Origin of the sequence: Pseudorhizobium banfieldiae, from assembly GCF_000967425.1 — a bacterium.
Classification (GTDB): Bacteria; Pseudomonadota; Alphaproteobacteria; order Rhizobiales; family Rhizobiaceae; genus Neorhizobium; species Neorhizobium banfieldiae.
Genome location: NZ_FO082820.1, coordinates 2,275,253 through 2,292,677, shown reverse-complemented (window position 1 = coordinate 2,292,677; position 17,425 = coordinate 2,275,253). Strand labels below are relative to the sequence as shown.

18 protein-coding genes are annotated in these 17,425 nt (G+C 62.4%); 10 read left to right on the top strand and 8 right to left on the bottom strand.

The features are described from left to right. Positions 1 to 75 precede the first annotated feature (75 nt). Entirely contained in the window at positions 76 to 1,929 is a 1,854-nt protein-coding gene (locus tag NT26_RS11220; RefSeq protein WP_052638901.1) for an ABC transporter ATP-binding protein, read from the top strand. A gap of 123 nt (positions 1,930 to 2,052) precedes the next feature. Next, on the top strand, positions 2,053 to 3,915 hold the full coding sequence (locus NT26_RS11215; RefSeq protein WP_152338609.1) for an ABC transporter ATP-binding protein: 1,863 nt from the start codon (positions 2,053 to 2,055) through the stop codon (positions 3,913 to 3,915). Between the two features lie 4 nt (positions 3,916 to 3,919). Here the strand turns inward: NT26_RS11215 and NT26_RS11210 are convergent, their stop codons facing one another. Beyond that, positions 3,920 to 4,858, bottom strand: a complete 939-nt coding sequence (locus tag NT26_RS11210) for an endonuclease/exonuclease/phosphatase family protein (RefSeq protein WP_052638900.1) — start codon at positions 4,856 to 4,858, stop codon at positions 3,920 to 3,922. A gap of 337 nt (positions 4,859 to 5,195) precedes the next feature. Here NT26_RS11210 and petA point away from each other — a divergent pair, with 337 nt between their 5' ends. From petA to NT26_RS11190, 4 genes are all read left to right on the top strand, one after another. Further along, on the top strand, positions 5,196 to 5,774 hold the full coding sequence (petA, locus tag NT26_RS11205; RefSeq protein ID WP_052638899.1) for a ubiquinol-cytochrome c reductase iron-sulfur subunit: 579 nt from the start codon (positions 5,196 to 5,198) through the stop codon (positions 5,772 to 5,774). Positions 5,775 to 5,784: 10 nt separating this feature from the next. After that, a complete protein-coding gene (locus NT26_RS11200; protein WP_152338608.1) occupies positions 5,785 to 7,080 on the top strand; it encodes a cytochrome b in 1,296 nt (431 codons plus the stop codon). 25 nt (positions 7,081 to 7,105) lie between these two features. Continuing rightward, the gene (locus NT26_RS11195) at positions 7,106 to 7,984 is read left to right on the top strand and encodes a cytochrome c1 (protein ID WP_052638897.1); all 879 of its coding nucleotides are present in this window, start codon (positions 7,106 to 7,108) and stop codon (positions 7,982 to 7,984) included. A gap of 121 nt (positions 7,985 to 8,105) precedes the next feature. Next, positions 8,106 to 8,645 (top strand): adenine phosphoribosyltransferase, encoded by a 540-nt coding sequence (locus NT26_RS11190; RefSeq protein ID WP_052638896.1) that lies wholly within the window; start codon positions 8,106 to 8,108, stop codon positions 8,643 to 8,645. A gap of 22 nt (positions 8,646 to 8,667) precedes the next feature. Here NT26_RS11190 and NT26_RS11185 read toward each other — a convergent pair whose 3' ends face one another. Both NT26_RS11185 and NT26_RS11180 read right to left on the bottom strand, forming a co-directional pair. Next, a complete protein-coding gene (locus tag NT26_RS11185) occupies positions 8,668 to 9,135 on the bottom strand; it encodes a MaoC family dehydratase (protein WP_052638895.1) in 468 nt (155 codons plus the stop codon). After that, on the bottom strand, positions 9,132 to 9,602 hold the full coding sequence (locus NT26_RS11180; RefSeq protein ID WP_052638894.1) for a MaoC family dehydratase: 471 nt from the start codon (positions 9,600 to 9,602) through the stop codon (positions 9,132 to 9,134). Before NT26_RS11180 ends, NT26_RS11185 begins: the two co-directional genes overlap by 4 nt. A gap of 67 nt (positions 9,603 to 9,669) precedes the next feature. Here NT26_RS11180 and NT26_RS11175 point away from each other — a divergent pair, with 67 nt between their 5' ends. Both NT26_RS11175 and NT26_RS11170 read left to right on the top strand, forming a co-directional pair. Then, positions 9,670 to 10,338 (top strand): Crp/Fnr family transcriptional regulator, encoded by a 669-nt coding sequence (locus NT26_RS11175; RefSeq protein WP_052638893.1) that lies wholly within the window; start codon positions 9,670 to 9,672, stop codon positions 10,336 to 10,338. 66 nt (positions 10,339 to 10,404) lie between these two features. Further along, positions 10,405 to 10,614, top strand: a complete 210-nt coding sequence (locus NT26_RS11170) for a YgaP family membrane protein (RefSeq protein ID WP_052638892.1) — start codon at positions 10,405 to 10,407, stop codon at positions 10,612 to 10,614. Between the two features lie 58 nt (positions 10,615 to 10,672). On the opposite strand, the gene ychF is transcribed toward NT26_RS11170, so the two are convergent. Further along, the gene (ychF, locus tag NT26_RS11165) at positions 10,673 to 11,776 is read right to left on the bottom strand and encodes a redox-regulated ATPase YchF (RefSeq protein WP_052638891.1); all 1,104 of its coding nucleotides are present in this window, start codon (positions 11,774 to 11,776) and stop codon (positions 10,673 to 10,675) included. A 151-nt stretch (positions 11,777 to 11,927) separates the two neighbouring features. Between ychF and clpS the strand changes: the two genes are divergently transcribed. Further along, positions 11,928 to 12,242, top strand: coding sequence for an ATP-dependent Clp protease adapter ClpS (clpS, locus tag NT26_RS11160; RefSeq protein WP_052638890.1), 315 nt, complete (start codon positions 11,928 to 11,930; stop codon positions 12,240 to 12,242). Here clpS and NT26_RS11155 read toward each other — a convergent pair whose 3' ends face one another. From NT26_RS11155 to NT26_RS11145, 3 genes are all read right to left on the bottom strand, one after another. Beyond that, positions 12,243 to 13,166 carry an oxygenase MpaB family protein gene (locus NT26_RS11155; protein WP_082077685.1) on the bottom strand — a complete coding sequence of 308 codons (924 nt, stop codon included), beginning with the start codon at positions 13,164 to 13,166 and terminating at the stop codon, positions 12,243 to 12,245. It lies immediately after the preceding gene. A 52-nt stretch (positions 13,167 to 13,218) separates the two neighbouring features. Beyond that, entirely contained in the window at positions 13,219 to 13,935 is a 717-nt protein-coding gene (gene pth / locus NT26_RS11150; protein ID WP_052642069.1) for an aminoacyl-tRNA hydrolase, read from the bottom strand. 172 nt (positions 13,936 to 14,107) lie between these two features. Then, positions 14,108 to 14,722 carry a 50S ribosomal protein L25/general stress protein Ctc gene (locus tag NT26_RS11145; protein WP_052638889.1) on the bottom strand — a complete coding sequence of 205 codons (615 nt, stop codon included), beginning with the start codon at positions 14,720 to 14,722 and terminating at the stop codon, positions 14,108 to 14,110. Between the two features lie 262 nt (positions 14,723 to 14,984). On the opposite strand from NT26_RS11145, the gene NT26_RS11140 reads away from it, so the two are divergent. Continuing rightward, the gene (locus NT26_RS11140) at positions 14,985 to 17,039 is read left to right on the top strand and encodes a putative bifunctional diguanylate cyclase/phosphodiesterase (RefSeq protein WP_052642068.1); all 2,055 of its coding nucleotides are present in this window, start codon (positions 14,985 to 14,987) and stop codon (positions 17,037 to 17,039) included. Between the two features lie 30 nt (positions 17,040 to 17,069). On the opposite strand, the gene NT26_RS11135 is transcribed toward NT26_RS11140, so the two are convergent. Then, positions 17,070 to 17,321, bottom strand: coding sequence for a hypothetical protein (locus tag NT26_RS11135; RefSeq protein ID WP_052638888.1), 252 nt, complete (start codon positions 17,319 to 17,321; stop codon positions 17,070 to 17,072). Between the last annotated feature and the right edge of the window lie 104 nt (positions 17,322 to 17,425).

The window sequence follows — 17,425 nt, the reverse complement described above, 5'->3', positions numbered from 1 at the left end:
GTTTTCTGCCCATCCGGCTACCCGTCTCAGAACGGACGAAGCTCGGTCCGGGCCTATCGTTTCTGGAGAATGACGATGTTTTCGTGGTTCGAGCGTCGTGTCGATCCCTATCCCCAGGATCCGCCGGGTCTTCCGCCAAAGGGACTGCTTGCCTTCTGCTGGCACTACACGAAACCCACGGCGCCCTGGCTCCTGCTGCTCGGCATCTGCTCAATGGTCATCGCCATCGCCGAGGTCTTCCTCTACCAGTTCCTCGGCAACATCATCGACTGGCTGTCGAACGCCGACCGTGCGACCTTCCTTGAGCAGGAGAGTGGCCGTCTGTTCTGGATGGGGGTGGTGCTGCTTGTGGTGCTGCCGCTCGCCGGCGCCATCCACACGATGACGATGCACCAGGTGCTGGCCGGCAACTTCCCGATGATCGCCCGCTGGCAGATGCATCGCTTCCTGCTGCGCCACTCGATGACCTTCTTCGCCAACGAGTTTGCGGGCCGCGTTTCGACCAAGGTCATGCAGACCTCGCTCGCCATCCGCGAGACGGTGATGAAGATCATAGACGTCTTCGTCTACGCGATCAGCTTCTTCGTTTCCATGCTGGCGCTGGTGATTGTGGTGGACTGGCGGCTCGTCGTGCCTCTCGTCCTGTGGTTCGTGTTCTACAGCCTGATTCTCTGGCACTTCATCCCGAAGCTCCGGAAGCTTTCCAGCGAGCAGGCCGACGCGCGCTCGATGATGACGGGCCGGATCGTCGACAGCTATACCAATATCGGCACGGTCAAGCTGTTCTCGCATGCGGGCCGCGAGGAGACCTATGCACGGGAGGGGATGGACGAGTTCCTCGGCACCGTTCACCGGCAGATGCGTCAGATCTCGCTCCTCAACATCTGTGTCGACGTCAACAATGCGGTGACGATCTTCGCCGTGGCCGCTGCGAGCATCGCCTTCTGGCTAACGGGCGAGGTGTCCGTGGGCTCCGTCGCGGTGGCTATCGGCCTTGCCATGCGCATCAACGGCATGTCGCAGTGGATCATGTGGGAGGTCTCGGCCCTCTTCGAAGCGATCGGCACGGTCTATGACGGCATGTCCATGATGACGAAGCCGCACGAGGTAACGGACAAGAAGGGCGCGCCGCAGCTGCAGGCGAAGAAGGGGCATATCCGCTACGAGAATGTCCGCTTCCACTACGGCAAGAAGAAGGGCGTGATCGAGGATCTGACGCTCGATATCGCAGCGGGCGAGAAGGTCGGGCTGGTGGGACGTTCGGGTGCTGGCAAGACGACGCTGATGAACCTGCTGCTGCGCTTCTACGACCTGGAGGCGGGCCGGATCACGATCGATGGGCAGGACATCGCGCAGGTTTCGCAGGAGAGCCTGCGCTCGCTGATCGGCGTGGTGACGCAGGACACCTCGCTGCTGCACCGCTCGATCCGCGACAACATCGCCTATGGCAAACCGGAGGCGAGCGATGCGGAGATCATCGAGGCGGCGAGGCGAGCCAATGCCTGGGAGTTTATCCAGGGCCTCTCGGACATGCAGGGCCGGACTGGCCTTGATGCGCATGTCGGCGAGCGCGGCGTGAAGCTCTCCGGTGGCCAGCGGCAGCGGATCGCAATCGCCCGCGTCTTCCTCAAGGATGCGCCGATCCTGGTGCTCGACGAGGCGACATCGGCCCTGGACTCTGAAGTCGAAGCAGCGATCCAGGAGAACCTCTTTGCCCTCATGCAGGGCAAGACGGTAATCGCGATTGCTCACCGGCTGTCGACGCTGACGGAGATGGACCGGCTGATCGTGCTCGACAAGGGGCGGATCGTGGAGACTGGGACGCACCAGGAACTCGCTGCCTCGGACGGGATCTATGCCGACCTCTGGAGCCGCCAGTCCGGCGGCTTCCTCGGCAACCACGACCTGGAGGAGGCGGCGGCGGAATAGAGCTGGCCCGCCTTCCACACCGTCAGATACCTGTGAGCCGCGCGTGGGCGCGACTTACCTTTGGTGGTTCAATTCTTGCAGTGAGGGTTTTGTCCCGCAACCGGAAGCGCCTATATCCCGCCAATGATCACATCCGTCGTCCGCTATTTCGAGAACTGGATTAGGCCCTTCGAGCGGCGGGACGACCTCAATCCACCTGCCGGTCTCGCGGCCTTCATCTGGTTCTATGTGCGTCAGGCGAAGCTGCCGTTCCTGGCGATGCTGGTGCTCGGAGGGGCTGCTGCCGGTGTCGAGGCGGCGATGTTCTGGTTCGTCGGTCGCGTCGTCGACATCCTGGCCACCGTGGATCGAGGTGCCGGATGGGCGGGCTTGATGGAAGCCCACGGCAACGAGCTGCTGCTGATGGCCTTGGTCATCGGCTTCGGGCGCTTTGCGATCGCCTCGCTGACGGCCCTCGTCGACCAGCAGATCATCACGCCGGGCTTCTATAATCTGGTGCGCTGGCAATCCTATGTACATGTGTCGCGGCAATCGCTGTCCTTCTTCCAGAACGACTTTTCCGGCCGCATCGTCACAAAGGTCTGGTCGGCGGGCCAGGCGACCGGCGACGTCCTGACGACGCTGATGGAGAGCCTGTGGTTCGTGCTGATCTACTCGGTGTCGACGCTGGTGCTGGTGGCGCAGCTGGATCTGCGCATGGCGGCCGTGGTTCTTGTCTGGCTGACCATCTTCGCCTTCCTGGCGAAGTACTTCGTGCCGAGGATCCGCGAGCACGCCAAGCTTTCGGCCGAGGCCGGGTCGATGATCAGCGGGCGAATGGTCGATTCCTACTCCAACATCCAGACGCTCCGGCTGTTCGGCAGCGACGAAGCGAACGACCGCTACATGCGCTCCGGGTTCGAGAGCTTCCAGTCCACCATCATCCGCTTCACACGCCTGCTGACCGGTGTGCGCGCCTCCATGGCGCTCCTGTCCAGCACGATGATCGTGATGATGGGAGCGCTCAGCATCCACCTGTGGCTTGCGGGACTGATCAGCTCCGGTGCGGTTGCCTTCACCATGGCGCTGATGCTGCGGCTGAACTTCCTGCTCGGCCGGCTGATGACGCAACTGAACGGGTTGATGCGCAATCTCGGCACCGTCCAGAACTCGGCAGAACTCATCTCGCAGCCGATAGGCCTTCTCGACAAGCCGGATGCCGAGAGGCTGACCGTGCGGGCGCCTGAGATCCGCTTCGAGAACGTCAGCTTCCACTACGGCAAGGGCAGGAGCGTGATCGACGACCTGTGCCTCACCATCCGACCGGGCGAAAAGCTCGGTATCGTCGGGCGCTCAGGCGCTGGAAAGTCGACACTGGTCAACCTTCTGCTTCGGTTCTACGAGATCGAGAAGGGCCGCATCCTGATCGACGGCCAGGATATCTCGCGGGTGACGCAGGAATCGCTGCGGGTGCAGATCGGCATGGTGACGCAGGACACATCGCTGCTGCACCGGTCGATCCGCGACAACATCCTGTTCGGGAGGCCGAATGCGAGCGAGGAGCAGTTGCGCGAGGCCGCCCGGCGGGCGGAGGCCGACGGTTTCATCGCCGAGCTGGAGGACCAGCGCGGCCGCCGTGGCTATGATGCCCATGTCGGCGAGCGGGGCGTCAAGCTTTCCGGCGGCCAGCGGCAGCGCATCGCCATCGCCCGCGTCATGTTGAAGAATGCGCCGATCCTGGTGCTGGACGAGGCGACGTCGGCGCTTGATTCCGAAGTGGAGGCTGCCATCCAGTCTAACCTCGAGCGCCTGATGCAGGGCAAGACCGTCCTCGCGATTGCCCACCGGCTCTCCACCATCGCGGCACTCGACCGTCTGATCGTGATGGATGAGGGGCGCATCGTGGAGCAGGGGACGCACGCGCAGCTGGTCGCGGCGAATGGAATCTATGCCGATCTGTGGGCGCGCCAGTCGGGAGGCTTCCTGGCGGCAGACGCCGCACAATAGGCGGTCACGGCGCGAGGACGATGTCGGCGACCAGCCCGTAGTGGTTGGAGCCCAGTGATGACGGCAACCGCTGCAGCGATCTTATATGCAGCGGTTTGCGGACATAGACGTGATCGATCGGCACACCGAGCCATCCTCCCCAGTCCGGCCATGTGGGAGGCTCCCAGGATGCGGTGCGAAGGCCGGTCCAGCGCAGGAACATGCGGATGTTCGGCGCCAGGCTGGAGGCGTTGAAGTCTCCAGCGACGAGCAGGGGACCCTCGATCCGGTCCAGCCTGCGGGCGGCGTTGGTGAGCTCCAAGGTCTGGAAATCGTCGAAATAAGGCTTGGTCGTATGGATGGCCGCCAGATGAACGATGCGTCCCTGCCATGACAGATCCGAAAGGATCATCCGGTTTTCGAAGATCGTGCTGAGCGAGTGAACGGAGGGCGAGGTCAAGGGTGTCTTGGACAGCACCATGAGGTCGCAGGTCTTTGTCATCTCGCCACAACCGATACGATGGGGATAGATCCGCGAAAGGGCGTCGAGTTCCCCCCGCAGCGGCATCGCCTCGAGGACGTTCACCACATCGGCGCCGGAGGCAAGGATCAGGTCGCGGATCGCGCCGGCATTCTCCCTGTTCTTCGACAGGATGTTGAAGGACATCAGCCTGAGCGCAGGAGCAGCGGCATTGTCGCCGACCAGCGGCTGCTGGACCATCTCCCGGGTCATCCAGAGCGCGTGCAGCCCAAGCGCCAGCGAGGCTGCAAGCAGCAGTACGGGAAGCAGGCTGCGGTGAAGCACGAAGGCAGCGACAGCCGCCAGGATGCATGTAACGGCAAGGTGGAGTTGCAGGCTGCCGATTGCCGCAAAGATCCAGATGTCGCCGACATAGCGTGCAGCCGCGATGAGGATCACGAGCGACACGATGACGCATATCGCCACCGACAGAAAATACCTCATTCCGCCCTGTTCCCATTGATGCGCCGGCGCGTTCGGGCGTAGCACGCGGGTTGCTGCACTGCAACGCGAAGCCTGCGCGGAGGTTAACGTGCGAGGCGGACATGGAAGGCCGGGGATGGGGGCGCGCAACGCTCATGTCACAGCCTTGGAAAAGCTTACGGAAAGGCCGCGACAAACTGGCTCCTATCCACTTGCCAAGACTGGACATAATTTGCGATCAGGCATAGAAGGCGCCGAATTGCCGGGGAATCTGTGTTCCAATTGTGACCAGTTCCACATCTCCGGTTGAGGGGCAAATGCGGGTTTTCGCGAATTGCGTGAGAAGGATGTTTGAGCCGTGAGCGAGCACGAGACACACAGCGAAGCACTGGGCGAGCCCACTCGCCGTGATTTCCTTTACCTGACCACCGGCATGGCCGGCGCGGTCGGAGCGGCGGCAGTGGCATGGCCCTTCATCGACCAGATGCGGCCGGACGCCTCGACGCTGGCACTCGCCTCCATCGAGGTCGACGTCTCGGGCGTCGAGCCGGGCATGTCGCTGACGGTCAAGTGGCGCGGCAAGCCGGTCTTCATCCGTAACCGTACGGAGCAGGAGATCGAAGCCGCCAACGCCGTTGCGCTCGAGGAACTCAAGGATCCGATCGCAAGAAACGACAATATCGATGCGACCGCGGAAGCGACCGACTTGGCTCGCTCGGCCGGTGAAGGCAAGGAGAACTGGATCGTGATGATCGGTTCCTGCACCCATCTCGGTTGCGTTCCGCTCGGCCAGGCCGGCGATTTCGGCGGTTGGTTCTGTCCCTGCCACGGTTCGCACTATGACACCGCAGGCCGCATCCGTAAGGGTCCAGCGCCGACCAACCTGCCGGTGCCGACTTTCACGTTTACGTCCGACACAGTGATCCAGATCGGGTGAGGGGTTCTAGATAATGAGCGGTCATTCCACATACCAGCCGACCTCCGGCATCGAGAAATGGATCGACTCGCGGCTTCCATTGCCGCGAATGATCCATGACAGCTTCGTCTCCTACCCCGTTCCCCGCAACCTGAACTATGCCTACACCTTCGGCGCGATGCTGTCGGTGATGCTGATCGTGCAGATCCTGTCGGGTGTGGTTCTGGCCATGCATTACGCGGCCGAAACGACGGTTGCCTTCAACTCCGTCGAGAAGATCATGCGCGACGTCAACCACGGTTGGCTGCTGCGCTACATGCATGCCAACGGCGCGTCGTTCTTCTTCATCGCCGTCTACCTGCACATCGCCCGCGGTCTCTACTACGGCTCCTACAAGGCGCCCCGCGAAATCCTCTGGATCCTCGGCGTTGTGATCTACCTCCTGATGATGGCGACCGGCTTCATGGGCTACGTTCTGCCCTGGGGTCAGATGTCCTTCTGGGGCGCGACCGTCATCACCGGCTTCTTCTCCGCCTTCCCGCTGGTCGGCGAGTGGATCCAGCAGTTCCTGCTGGGTGGCTTCGCAGTCGACCAGCCGACGCTGAACCGCTTCTTCTCGCTGCACTACCTGCTGCCGTTCATGATTGCCGGCGTCGTCGTGCTGCACATCTGGGCGCTGCACGTGACCGGCCAGACGAACCCGACCGGCGTTGAGGTGAAGACGAAGACGGACACCGTTGCCTTCACGCCCTATGCGACGCTCAAGGATGCGCTCGGTGTGTCGGTCTTCCTGCTCGTCTTCGCCTGGTTCATCTTCTACATGCCGAACTATCTCGGCCACCCGGACAACTACATTCCGGCGGATGCCCTGAAGACCCCGGCCCACATCGTTCCGGAATGGTACTACCTGCCGTTCTACGCGATGCTGCGCGCCATCACCTTCAATGTCGGCCCGATCGACTCCAAGCTCGGTGGCGTGCTCGTGATGTTCGGCTCGATCATCGTGCTGTTCTTCCTGCCCTGGCTTGACACGTCGAAGGTTCGCTCGGCCGTCTACCGTCCGTGGTACAAGCTGTTCTTCTGGATCTTCGTTGCCGACTGCATTCTTCTCGGCTGGCTTGGCGCCATGCCTGCGGAAGGCGTCTACGTCATCCTGTCTCAGCTCGGCACGCTCTATTACTTCGGCTTCTTCCTGGTGATCATGCCGCTGCTCGGCCTGTTCGAGACGCCGCGCCGCATACCGAACTCGATCACCGAGGCGGTTCTCGCGAAGCAGAACAAGTCCGACATGGAAAAGCTTCCGCCTGCAGAAGCCAGCGTCCGATAGCCGAGACCGAGAGGGAAAAAGAGTTATGAAAAAGCTTGTTACAAGCATCCTTTCGTTGGCCGTCGTGGCAGGCCTCGGCCTCGGCACCGCGCTCGCCCAGGACGAGCATGCGGCCGATGGTGAAGCCCATGCAGAAGGCGCAACACCGCACTACCCCATCAATAAGCCGCGGGAGGTGGACTGGAGCTTTGCCGGCCCGTTCGGCCACTACGACAAGGGCCAGTTGCAGCGGGGGCTGAAGGTCTACACCGAAGTCTGTGCCGCCTGTCACTCCATGACACTGGTATCATTCCGTACGCTCGAGGACCTCGGCTATTCCGAAGAGCAGGTAAAGGCCTTCGCCGCCAACTATCAGGTGACCGACGGTCCCAACGACGATGGCGACATGTTCGACCGGGCTGCGGTTCCGTCCGACTACTTCCCGCCGCCGTTCCCCAACGCACAGGCCGCAGCAGCTTCCAACAACGGCGCGGCGCCGCCGGACTTCTCTCTGATCGCCAAGGCGCGCGGTGTCACCCGTGGCTTCCCTCAGTTCGTGTTCGACATCTTCACGCAGTACCAGGAAGGTGGCCCGGACTACATCTACTCGCTGCTGACGGGTTACCAGGAGCCGCCGGAAGGGGTCGAGGTTCCGGAAGGGACCTACTACAACCCGTACTTCATCGCCTCGGCATCGCTTGCCATGGCCCCACCGATCTCGGATGGCCAGGTCACCTATGATGATGGCGCTCCGGAAACACTCGACCAGTACGCTAAGGACGTCTCCGCGTTCCTGATGTGGGCTGCAGAGCCGCATCTGGAGGATCGCAAGCGCACGGGCTTCATGGTCATGGTCTTCCTGCTGATCTTCACCGGGCTCATCTATCTGACGAAGAAGTCGGTCTACGCGAGCAAGGAACACTGAGGCAAACCCTCAGCTACAACAAAAAAGGCGACCTCCGGGTCGCCTTTTTTGTTGGGGGACCTTGGATAAACCGTTAGGTTTCCTCCGCCCGTTCCTTCCCTTCCAGCAATTCGGACTTCCCATGACCAAGCCCATCGACCTCGCTGCCTCCGTCCGCTCGATCGTGGACTACCCGAAGCCCGGGATCATCTTCCGTGACATCACGACCCTGCTCGGCGACGCGGTGGCCTTCCGCCAGGCGGTGGACGAGCTTGTGCGGCCCTATACGGGCCTGGGGGTCGACAAGATCGCCGGCATCGAGGCGCGCGGCTTCATCCTCGGAGGGGCGTTGGCGCACCAGCTCTCGGCGGGGTTCGTGCCGATCCGCAAGAAGGGCAAGCTGCCGCACGAGACCGTACGGATCGCCTATAGCCTTGAATACGGCGTCGACGAGATGGAGATGCATGTGGATGCCGTTAAGCCCGGCGACAAGGTCATCCTAACCGACGACCTGATTGCCACCGGTGGCACTGCGGAAGGCGCTGTCAAGCTATTGCGCCAGCAGGGCGCTGAGATCGTCTCGGCCTGCTTCGTCATCGACCTGCCGGAGCTGGGCGGGCGCCGCAAGCTCGAGGCGCTCGGCGTCGAGGTGCGGACGCTGATGGAGTTCGAGGGGCACTGACGTCTGGCGCCACCGCGGGCGGCTATTCGAACTCGAGCACGGTTCCATCGTAGCGCATGACGACCTCGCCATGCTGGTTCACCCCGTCATTGGAGGTCAGGTTTAGCCATGTGCCGGGACGTGATGCCAGCGGTCGACTGTCTACGACTTCGACCGAATAGGTGATGCTGTCGCCGGCATAGACGGGCTTCAGCCACTGGAGTTTCTTGAAGCCTGCGGAAGGACCAAGCTTCGGCGCGACCAGCCCTTCGGCTTCCAGCCTTGCCACTTCTGCATCCCAGTAGGCGATATAGGTCTTCATCCAGCCGGCGCAGGTGTGCCAGCCGGAGGCGCAGAGGCCGCCGAAGACGGAGCCTTTGGCCGCTTCCGGATCAGTGTGGAAGGGCTGCGGGTCATATTTTCGCGCAAAGCGGATGATGTCCTCGGCGGTGAACAGCATGGTGCCGGTGATCACCTTCCTGCCTGGCGGAGAAAGCTCGATCAGTCTCATAGCGGTTCTCCGACGGGAGTGCGCAGGCGCATCATGATCGGGTTCTCCCCCTTCATCACGAGCTCGCCCCGCTGGTTCTCCACCTCATGGAGGAAGGTCACCATGCCGATGCCGGGGCGCGAGCGGAGTTCGCGGGCCGACACGACGGTCGAGCGCCCGGAAAGCGTATCGCCCGCGAGAACCGGCCTCTTCCATTCCATGAAATCGATGCCGGGCGATCCTTCCGAAGACGATTGCGACAGCCATCCGTCATACATCATGCGCATGAACATGCTGCCCGTGTGCCAGCCGGAAGCGGAAAGGCCTCCGAGGATGCTTGCCTTGCCCGCCGCCTCGTCGAGGTGCATGGGCTGCGGGTCGAACTCGGCAGCAAATTCGACGATCTCCTCTGCGCTGACCTGCCGCTCGGGCAGCGGAAGGACGCGTCCAGGCGTGAAGTCTTCAAAATGATAGTCCGGTTCCGCCATTCGGATTCCTCTTGCCGATTCCGCGTGGCACAATGGCGGGGCAGGGGGGCAAATTCAAGGAGCGTCCATGCCTAACTGGCTGGATCAGGCGGATTTCCTCAGCGCGCTGGAAGCGCCGGCACGCGCGGTGCTCGAGCCTCTGCGCCTGGCACATGTGCCGCGAGGAACGGTGCTGTTTCGCCCGGGTGACGAGGCGCAGGCGTTCGTCATCCTCATCTCCGGACGGATCGGCGTCTATCTCACCGGCCGAAGCGGTCGCGAGATGCTTCTCTATTCCGTGGCGCCCGGGCAGACTTGCGTGCAAACCACGCTCGGCGTTCTGGGGCAGGCTCACTATACTGGCGAGGCTATCGCAGAGACAGACGTCTCGGCGGTGATGGTCCCGCGCGCGCAGTTCGAGGCTCTGGTGTCGAGTTCGCCTGTCTTCCGCAACTTCGTCTTCGGGGCCTTCGCCTCCCGGCTTTCGGACCTGATGTCTCTCCTGGAGCAGGTTGCCTTCGTGTCGGTCGGCCAGAGACTTGCACGTACGCTGCTTGAACGTGCGGGACCTGATGGCGAAATAACAGCGACCCATCAGGAGCTTGCCGTTCTGATCGGCTCGGCCCGCGAGGTGGTATCGCGCCGTCTGGAGGCTCTATCGTCGAAGGGGCTGGTGGAAAGCGAACGCGGCCGGATTCGCATCAGGAACAGAGCTGGCCTGCAGCGGCTCGCAGGGGAGACGGAACCTGCTCTGTGACTTAGTCACCGACGCGGCCCGTGGCCTCGACTAGACTTCTAGGATCGGACGAGGAAAGGAAGCGTCATGTTCGCCAAGAATGTCGGGTCCGCGGACCGTATCATCCGCGTCGTTGCCGGAATCCTGCTGTTGTCGCTGTTCTTCATCTATCGGGAATCGCCGTGGCGCTATTTCGCGCTGATCGGCATCGTGCCGCTCGTAACCGGGCTATTCGCGACATGCCCGCTCTATTCGCTTTTCGGGATTTCGAGTTGCCCGATGAAGAAGGTGCGCTGATCGCACGCGGAGATCGGGAAACAGGCGCCGATCCTCTCCCGGCGCCTGTTCAATTCATCTAGGTGTTGAAGCGGAAGTGGATGACGTCGCCGTCGTGGACGACGTACTCCTTGCCTTCGTCGCGGCCCTTGCCGGCTTCCTTCGCACCGACTTCGCCCTTGTAGGCGATATAGTCGTCATAGCCGATGGTGAAAGCGCGGATGAAACCGCGCTCGAAATCCGTGTGGATGACGCCCGCCGCCTGCGGGGCCTTCGTGCCGCGCACGATCGTCCAGGCACGGGTCTCTTTGGGGCCGACGGTGAAATAGGTGATCAGGTCGAGGAGGTTGTAGCCGGCACGAATAAGGCGATCCAGGCCGGCCTCCTCGAGGCCGAGAGCCGACAGGAACTCCGTCGCTTCGTCTTCCGGCAACTGGGCCACTTCAGCCTCGATCGCAGCGGAAATGATGACGCATTCGGCGCCCTGTTCGGCCGCCATCTTGGAAACCGCTTCCGTATGCGCATTGCCGGTCGCAGCATCGGCTTCCGCGACATTGCAGACGTAGAGCACCGGATGAGAGGTGAGAAGGTTCAGGCCCTTGAGGATGTCGATCTCCTCGGGGCTCATGGTCTTCAGGAGCAGGCGCGCCGGCTTGCCGTCCTGCAGCAGCTTGATGACCGCTTCCATGACAGGAAGCTGGGCAAGGGATTCCTTGTCCTTGCCGGTCGCCCGCTTGCGGGTCTGCTCGACCCGGCGCTCCAGGCTTTCGAGATCGGCGAGCATCAGCTCGGTCTCGATGGTCTCGGCATCACCGACCGGATCGATGCGACCCTCGACATGGGTGATGTCGGTATCCTCGAAGCAGCGCAGGACATGAACGATCGCGTCGACCTCGCGGATATTGGCGAGGAACTTGTTGCCGAGGCCTTCCCCCTTCGATGCGCCCCGGACAAGCCCGGCGATGTCGACGAAGGAGATGCGGGTCGGGATGATCTCCTTCGAGCCGGCGATCTGGGCGAGCTTCTGCATGCGCGGATCCGGGACGGCCACTTCGCCGGTATTCGGCTCGATGGTGCAGAAGGGATAATTGGCGGCTTGCGCCGCAGCCGTCTTGGTCAGAGCATTGAAGAGCGTAGACTTGCCGACATTCGGCAGGCCCACGATGCCGCACTTGAAACCCATCGGTAGAGATACCTGTTGCTGAAAACGATCGTTGGCTTGGCTATGGGATAAACGGCCCGAGGGGTCAAGGGTCGATCCCGGTTGCTGTTGAATGCGGCCCGGGCCGGTGCCATACTTTCCGCCGTTCATCCGATGTCACGGCGAGGTCGACATGCCGACGAAGGACGACACGATCCTCCTGCCCAGGACAAAGACCAAACCGAAGCTTGAACGGCCGAAGCTCTACAAGGTCATCCTGGTCAATGACGACTATACGCCGCGAGAATTCGTGGTGATGGTCCTGAAGGCTGTCTTTCGCATGACCGAGGAGACGAGCTACCGCGTGATGCTGACCGCCCACCGGATGGGCACCGCCGTGGTGGTGGTCTGCGCCAGGGACATTGCAGAGACGAAGGCGAAGGAAGCCATCGATCTCGCGAAGGAGGCGGGCTATCCGCTGATGTTCACCACCGAACCGGAGGAGTGATCAGTGCGCCGGGCGGTAGAGGTAATCATTCGGCAAACCAAGGCGGCGGCAGGCCTGGACGGGCGGTGAGGATTTCAGGAGAAGCCGGTCGGCGGCCTTGGCCGCAAGGCCGACTGCGATCCGCTCGCGGCGCGACAGGTGGTACTCTTCGCCGATGCCGAGCCGTGTCCTGACCCAGGGCGGAAGGATTGCAACTGCCGCCTTGACAAGCGCAACCTGCATCGGATTGGCGATCCGCGGCAGGGCGTCCACGCGCTGCATGATGTCGAGAAATTCGAAGACGATAGGGGAGGGTGTCAGGCGATCGCGCATGCCCTCCAGCATCCGGGCCCACTCCGCCTCGGAGGCCGGGGCGCCGACGGCGCCGTAGAGCCGGGCGGCCGGGGCGGCTTCCCGAAACAGCGCCTCCCGTTCCGCCTGCGACAGGGGACGGACATAGCGGTGATAGGCCTCCATAAAGCCGAAGCCCGCCGTCGCCTGGACCCAGTCCAGTAGCGCGGGGTCGTTGGCGTGATAGGGCTCACCCTCGGACGTGACGCCGGTGATACGGTCGTGGGCGCGGACCACGCCTGCAATCATCGCCTCGGCGCGGCTTTGCGCGCCGTAGACGGTCACCATGGCGGCGAGGCCGGTGCGCTGCAGGCGCTTCAGCGGTTCGGTGCGGAAACTCGTGTGATGCCAGACACCGTCCCGCACCTTCGGCTCGCCCAGTTCGAGCAGAACGGCGGCCACACCACCGATGAAGAGCGCTACCTGATTCTTGAAGATGCGCCAGGAAACGGAATCGGGACCTACGAGCGCCTGCTCGCCAGAAGGGCTGGAGAAGTCGAAGCGGGGCCCCGATTCCGTCAAGAAGCCTCGAAGGACACTGTCCAGCTTGTCATGCACCGGCGCAGGAAGCGGGAGGACCGCAAGATCGAGCATAGGGAGTCTCCTTTCGGGTAAGGAAAGGCGGTCCAGTGCCGATGGTTCCGGATTAGTCGCCTTTGCCGCCGAACAGCTTCTTCAACATGTCGGCCATCGGTCCCGTCGCCGGCGCGGCGGGCTTCTGGTTCCGTGCCTGGCGGATGTGCGACTGCATTGCCGGCTTTTTCGGGTCGGGTGCCGCGGCTTGAGCGGCGGGCTTGTCGCCGACCGCGAGAGCCAGCTTGTTCAGGAACTGCGAGTCCTCGCCCTTCACCAGCATCGCCGCATTGTCGGCGATTGCATCCAGAAGCGGTTCGAGCCATGTGCGATCCGACTTGGCGAAGTCACCCAGGACATAATTGTGCACGAGCTCCTTGGAGCCCGGATGGCCAATCCCGAGGCGCAGCCGGCGGTATTCCTTGCCGCAATGGGCGTCGAGAGACTTGACGCCGTTGTGCCCGCCATGTCCGCCGCCGATCTTGAGGCGCGCCTTGCCCGGAGCAAGGTCGAGTTCGTCATAGATTGCTAGAATGTCGGCCGGGGCGAGCTTGTAGAAGCGCATCGCTTCGCCGACCGCTTCGCCGGAGAGGTTCATGTAGGTCTGCGGCTTCATCAGCAGGACCTTCTCGCCGGCAAGTTCGCCTTCCGAAATCTCTGCCTTGAACTTCTTCGACCATGGCGCGAACCCCGGCAGGCGCTGAAGCGCGTCGGCAGCCATGAAGCCAATATTGTGGCGGTTTCCGGAGTATTTGGGGCCAGGATTTCCGAGGCCAGCGATGATCTTCATATGCAAGAAACCAGTGTTCAGCGGTATGGCCTTCTCCACCTTGAACGCCCGCGGAAGTCAACCGGTTTCCTCGCCACCAGCGCGCTCCGCCTTTCGCCGGGTAGATCGTCTCGGTGGTCCGAAAACAAAAAACCCGCCACGAGGGCGGGTTTCGTTCGGCAAATGCGGAAGCTTACTCGGAAGCTTCGCCCTCAGCCGGCTGCTCTTCTTCCTCGACGCCGGCCGCCGGGGCGACGATGGTCGCGATGGTGAAGTCGCGGTCGGTGATGACCGGCTTCACGCCCTTCGGCAGGGTAACGTGCGAGATGTGAATGCTGTCGCCGATCTTGAAGCCGGTCAGGTCCACGGTGATGGAGTCCGGAATGGCGTCGGCCGGGCAGTTGAATTCTACCGTGTGGCGAACGATGTTCAGGACGCCGCCGATCTTAACGCCGGACTTCTGGTCGTTGATGAAGTGGACCGGCACGTCAACGGTAACAGCGGTGTCCTTCGAGACGCGCAGGAAATCGACATGCATGGTGAAGTCGCGCACCGGATCCAGCTGGTAGTCCTTCGGCAGAACCTGGTACTTCTTGCCGTCGACATCGATGGTCGCGATGGTGGTCATGAAACCACCGGCGTGGATACGCTTCGTCACTTCGTTGGTCGAAAGTGCGATGGAAATGGGGGGCTGCTTGTCACCATAGATGACGGCAGGGATGAAACCGTTGCGGCGAAGTTCACGGGCGGACCCCTTACCGACCCGTTCGCGCGCCTCGGCCTTGAGCTCATAAGTTTCCTGGCTCATGGCATGTCCTTTCGAGGTTGTTTGGAGAGTCTGACCGTGCAACCGGTGCACGGCGGAGACTGGGAGGACACCTCGCGATGCTCTCCATCCGCGTTGCCTCCAAGGGTGTCTACGCGGACCGGCGGGCTATAATACAAAGGTTGCCGGATGGCAAGCCGACGCCGGAGGGGCTGACATTCGTCGAGTCTTTACCATGTCAGCGAACGGATAGAACACATATGGGATGTTAGGAAGCCATCATATTCTCATGGATCGGCTCATCATGTCCCGTATTTTCTCCTGCCTTTTCATCGAACACGATCTCCGCTACGTCGCTGCGGCCGTTCTTGTTCTCGCAATGGGCGCGACGTTGACGATCCGGCTGTTCTCGCGGGTCACGCGGCGCCGGGGTCTGGAGAAGGGGATATGGCTGTTCCTCGCCGGGTTCATCGGCGGATCGACCACCTGGGCGACGCACTTCCTCGCCATGCTCGGATACACGACAGGCGGGATCGCAGGTTACGAGCCGGGCGTGACGCTCGCATCCCTTGCCGTGTCGATCGGAGGTGTCACGGCGGGCCTCGCCATCTCGGCCTATGGCGGCCGGAGCATGCTCCTGGAGGCGGGAGGTGTGGTGCTGGGCCTCGGGCTCGGCGCCATGCACTACCTTGGCATGTCAGCCTATGAGGTGCAGGGGGAGATCGTCTGGCGTCTCGACTATGTCGCGATGTCGCTTCTGGCCGGTGCCTTCTTCTCTGCCGTTGCGATGAACCGGGCCGCGCGTCCGGTCACTCGTTTCTGCCGCTATGGGGCGGTCGCCGCATTGATCGTGGCGATCGCGTCCGTGCATTTCATCGGCATGGCTGCCATTGACCTGGTACCGGACACCACGCTGGAGGTCCCGCAATCGGTGATCTCGTCCGCGGTGCTCGGTCTCGGGGTGCTCGGCCTGATGATGGTGCTGCTGGCGCTCGCGGCGGCAAGCTACCTCATCGATGCCAGCACGATGCGTGAGGCGGTCGAGCGATACCGGCAGCTTTCGCTACAGGACCCGCTCACGGGCCTCCCGAACCGCTCGGCCTTCCAGGAAGAGCTCTCGGAGGCTTCCGTCCACGCAGTGGGATTGGGAGCCAGGGTCGCGATCCTCTCCTTCGATCTCGACCGCTTCAAGGAAGTGAACGATGTGCATGGGCATCTGGCCGGAGACGCGGTGCTTCGCACCATCGGCGACCGCCTGGCAAGCGTCATCAGCGATGGCGAGTTCGTCGCGCGGATCGGCGGCGACGAATTCATCGCCATGACGCGCCGTTATTATGGACGCGCCGATGCCTCGCGGCTGGCGGCGCGGATGATCGCGGAGATCGTCAAGCCCATCGAATGGAACGGCAACAGCCTCAATGTCGGCACCAGTGTGGGTGTTGCCATTCTGGACGACGATGTGGAGGTAGAGGACCTCCTCGCACGGGCGGACGTCGCCATGTACCGCGCCAAGGAGACAGGCTCGAACGCCGTCTGTTTCTATGATGCCTCCATGGATCGTGCCGTGCGGGAGCGGAACGTGTTGGCGATGGACATGCGTTCGGGCTTGCTAAGGGGGGAGTTCCAGCTCCACTACCAGCGCCAGAACGACACATTCACCGGCGCTGTGGTCGGGTTCGAAGCGCTGCTGCGCTGGAACCATCCTTATCGCGAAAACGTGCCGCCGTCCGAATTCATACCGATCGCCGAACGTAGCGGCTTCATCGTCGAACTCGGGGAGTGGGTGCTTCGTGAAGCCTGCCGGGAGGCGGCAAGCTGGCGCAATCCGCTGTCAATCGCCGTCAATGTCGCGACACAGCAGCTGGCCGATCCGCGTTTTCCCGGTCTCGTCCAAGACATTTTGCAGGAAACCGGCCTCGATCCGGCGCGCCTGGAGCTGGAAATCACCGAGACCGGCATCATCGCCGATCATCAACGGGCTCTGCAGACCATACGCCACCTCAAGAGCCTGGGAGCCAGGATCGCGATGGACGATTACGGAACGGGCTATTCCTCGCTCTCCATGCTGCTCGCCTTTCCCTTCGACAAGATCAAGATCGACCGCCAGTTCGTCGATGGCGTCGCCACCAGCGCGCAATCTGCTGCTATCGTGCGATCGACGCTCATTCTCGCCTCGAGCCTGGAAATCCCGGTCCTGGCCGAGGGGGTCGAGACGGATGAGCATGTCAACTTCCTGCGCGAAGAGGGCTGCGTGCAGGTACAGGGCTATTTCTACGGCAAGCCTGTCCCGCGCACAGAGATCGAGGCAATCGTCAATGCGGTTGCCGATCACAGACCTGATCAGGCGAAGGTCGCCTAGAGCCGCGCCTCCAGTATCGCTCCTGCTCCGCTAGCGCGGCTCGCCCCCCGGCGGATACGCCGTCTTCTGCTCAAACCGGAACTTGTGGCCGCACTGGCAGCGGACCATGTATTTGCGGGGATCATGGGACGGGAACTCCGCCAGGAACCCCGCCGGCATCTCGTCGATGCGGAAGTCCCTGTTTCCCCCGCGTCTCTCCTCGCTTTCAGACACTTCGGCAAAACCCGAGTGGCCGCATTGGGAGCACTCCAGCTTTCTCGAATAGCGATCGCGCGCAGCCATGATTGCTCCTGGGGATGTTTTCCTCTTCGGCGGGTACACGTAGAGCCTTTGTGGCGGATTGAAAACGGGAGCGATAATCAAGCCCACAAAGAAAAGCGCCGGCT